This window comes from Synechococcus lacustris str. Tous, assembly GCF_003011125.1.
GTDB lineage: Bacteria > Cyanobacteriota > Cyanobacteriia > PCC-6307 > Cyanobiaceae > Synechococcus_D > Synechococcus_D lacustris.
In genome coordinates, this window is sequence record NZ_PXVC01000134.1 from 1 (window position 1) to 2,783 (window position 2,783).

At 49.1% G+C, this 2,783-nt stretch carries 4 protein-coding genes and 1 pseudogene; all 5 read left to right on the top strand.

The annotated features are described in order from the left end of the window. Nucleotides 1-509, top strand: a pseudogene (locus tag C7K08_RS13320) (major capsid protein); the annotation flags it as partial. 11 nt (nt 510-520) lie between these two features. Continuing rightward, entirely contained in the window at nt 521-958 is a 438-nt protein-coding gene (locus C7K08_RS13325) for a hypothetical protein (RefSeq protein ID WP_106501035.1), read from the top strand. Nucleotides 959-1,110: 152 nt separating this feature from the next. After that, the gene (locus C7K08_RS15300) at nt 1,111-1,353 is read left to right on the top strand and encodes a hypothetical protein (protein WP_133165293.1); all 243 of its coding nucleotides are present in this window, start codon (nt 1,111-1,113) and stop codon (nt 1,351-1,353) included. Continuing rightward, nucleotides 1,346-2,182 (top strand): hypothetical protein, encoded by an 837-nt coding sequence (locus C7K08_RS13335; RefSeq protein WP_106501037.1) that lies wholly within the window; start codon nt 1,346-1,348, stop codon nt 2,180-2,182. The genes C7K08_RS15300 and C7K08_RS13335 overlap by 8 nt, the downstream gene beginning before the upstream one ends. A gap of 210 nt (nt 2,183-2,392) precedes the next feature. Beyond that, nucleotides 2,393-2,783, top strand: a 391-nt coding sequence (locus C7K08_RS15305; protein ID WP_133165294.1) for a hypothetical protein, incomplete at its 3' end; no start/stop codon positions are given.

Sequence of the window (2,783 nt, forward strand, 5' to 3'; positions counted from 1 at the left end):
CAATGGCATTTGATAACAGCGCTAATGCTGCTGTTGGTGGTGCTGGCTTGAATTTTGATCGGCTTGATGAACTGATCGATTCTGTTAATGCCTATGGCGCTGGCAAGGTGCTGGTAATGAGTAAGGCGATGCGACGCCAACTAAATGGCTTAGCTCGTAATTCAATTGGTGGTGTATATCARACGAGCACAAATTCATTTGGAATGACGGTGCATCGCTACCAAGATTGCGACATCGTTACGGTTGATCGCGATGCCCAAGGCATCGAAGTAATGGGTTATGACGAAGCAGGTGGCACCAGCTCTATTTATTGCTGCACTTTTGGTGATCAAGGCGTAAGTGGTTTGCAGGGTCCATTCCAGGGACGTTATGGCATTTCAGTAAGGGATCTAGGTGAAGTGCCTGATGCACCGGTATTTCGCACCCGCGTGGATTGGTATGTGGGCTTTGCTGTTTTGCAAAGCCGAGCTGCTGGTCGTTTATTCAACATCAGCCCTGCTGGGGCATAAGGAGACACACCATGAACTATGGCAATGGCAACCCGTTAATCGATGCTGAAACCACCTTGGTGGGCTGGACAAACCGCAGTGCTATCCGCAATAGCGAACGCACTTACCTATCAGGAGAAGAGGTAATGCTGCAAACAAAACTTGATGCAGCRTCTCGTTTTGCTCTTGTTGCAAATAAYCCWGGTAGTGAAACAGCTGTAGAAGTAAAGGTATCTTTTGCGCCCTTRCTGCGTGATGGCACTATTGGCACCTGGGTAAATGCTGCAACTGTTGCATTACCAGCAGAAGGCGGCCGTGTAGAAGCATATTTAAGTGGTCGTGACATCAACCTTGATGCAGCTGATCTAGCTGATCTGGACTTCCCTGCTGTTTGTTTTGCAAAAGCTGAGGTGCTACCAACAACACCAGAGGGAATGCACGTTGGATTAACCGCAACGATTGCAGCTTGATGACAGCTGAAAGTCCTGCACTCGGCCCCTTGGGTCTYGGCCCTKTGGGTCAGGTACGTATTTATCAAGGTGCGCAGCACAGATTCATCTGGCCTGTGCATCTCGCTGGCTGGCTCGAACTTGGCTGGACAACAGAACCARKGGCTACACCAATGGCTRCACCAGGGGGTACGCCAAGGGTTACATCAGGGGCCATTGGCCCAGGGGTTACATCAGCTCCCCGCAAGAAACGTGTGAGCTCCACCCCCAGCCCCACAAACGAAAACCCCACAGGGGCGAACCCCAGTGGGGSCAACCCCAGTGGGGCAAGCACCATCTCGGCAACAGCAGATGAACCGCTACCTGTATTGGTAACGGATTTTTTGGTTGACCAAAGTGTGCCCACCAATGACTGAGACCCATAGGGCCGAGACCCAAAGCGCCAGCCCTAGTGGGGCCAGCCCCCGGTTGCCAGAACTAACAACTGCTGGCGTTAGGCCAACACAGATCCGCTTGCTTGTGCCTGCTGGTTGCCCTGGTGAAAATGTTTGGGTGCCACCAAATGAAGTAAAACGCTGGGAAAATATTGGTTACACTCGCGCTAATGTTCCGGCTGACAAATTAGAACTCTCATGGCTTGATATTCCAGCAAAGTTAAATGGTGTTTACTCTTATGTTATTGAGCTAATCATTAATAGCGCTGTAACACCAGCAAAAACAGTTGATATTAACTGGGGTGATGGCATAACCGAAACCCATGAATGGGGTAACGGCCGCCATACGCACACCTACGCAGAAAGAAAAGAATATAATGTGACAGTGATATTCATAAAGGATGCAGAAGCTATAAGCTGCGAACTAAAACTATCGCTCGCTGGCTGCTCAATCTGGCAACCACCATCTAACCCAGATTCTGGTGGTGGTGGCTCAGGTGGTGGTGGTGGCCCTGCTGTTCTTAAGCCATTAATTCCTGGCTTTGGTTTAGTTGGCAATAACTACGACGGCCAAACGCAAGAAACCTGGACTGTTGCCCGTTGGCTTGGCGGTACAAGTCATGGTGGCGTTCCAGCCGCTGATCCAACTGTTGCTGCTTTCCTTAAAAGTGATGGCACCTGGGCAATGCCAGCAGGTATGGAAACCCGTTGGTTTAACGGTAATGGTGCCCCTGGGATAATTCCAGAAGCAAAAGCTGGTGATTATTACCTTGATGGCGTATCAGGAATTTTCTATCTACTAGGGGCATAAGTTATGGCCTGGCTAAAAGGAGCCAACCTAAAAGGACCTGCGGGCCCTACTGGAGCCGCAGGAGCAGAAGGCCCTGCTGGGCCAATMGTGATTGCATCAGCCACCAGACTTGGTGGGATMAAGGTRGGTACTGGCCTTGCGATTGATGCAACTACTGGTGTGCTTAGCTCMAGTATTACSGGTAATTACCTAKTAAAAACCGGTGATGCAATGACGGGGGCTCTGCGTCACGCTAATTCTGGTGGGGTGTCAACATTTAATGGCAAAGATGTATATGTTTATTTTGATGGTGCTAATTATCGTATTCAACTGCCATCAGCAAAAACAGGTCTGCGGATTGATAATGCAACAGGAGAAGCAAGTTTCCCAACACTACCAACATCTACGGGTGGAACGCCATCACTAGGTACACACCTAATAACAAAAGCTTACCTTGACAATCGAATTGTATCTATCAATGAATTTCTAAGGCTTACCGGTGGCACGATGACCGGTACGATCACATCATCGGCTGATGTTGATTTCTGGAAAATACAAGGCTCTACATATAGCATGATCGGTAATGCACAAAATATAAGGATAAGGAAAAGCACGACTGATC